Source organism: Mesorhizobium sp. WSM4837 (assembly GCF_055811435.1).
In genome coordinates, this window is sequence record NZ_JBVVQE010000253.1 from 1 (window position 1) to 398 (window position 398).

Genomic DNA, 398 nt, shown 5'->3' on the forward strand with positions numbered 1-398 from the left:
CACATCTACAATTGGGACCAGTGGGCGCAGAAGACCGTGCCGGTGCCGATGGTGACCGGCCACGAATTCGTCGGCACGGTCGCCGACTTTGGCGCGGCGGTCACCGAGTACAAGATCGGCCAGCGCGTTTCCGGCGAAGGCCACATCGTCTGCGGCCACTGCCGCAACTGCCGGGCGGGCAGGGGGCATCTGTGCCGCAACACGCTCGGCGTCGGCGTCAACCGGCCCGGCGCCTTCGGTGAATATCTGGCGATACCGCAGCACAACGTCGTGCCGATCCCCGACGATGTGCCCGACGAGATCGCCGCAATCTTCGATCCGCTGGGCAATGCGGTCCACACCGCACTGTCCTTTGATCTGGTCGGCGAGGACGTGCTGGTCACCGGCGCCGGGCCGAT

1 protein-coding gene is annotated in these 398 nt (G+C 66.8%); it reads left to right on the forward strand.

The genetic code is table 11. The features are described from left to right. On the forward strand, nucleotides 1-398 hold a 398-nt coding region (locus AC0L3D_RS36985; RefSeq protein ID WP_473647572.1), incomplete at both ends, for an alcohol dehydrogenase catalytic domain-containing protein.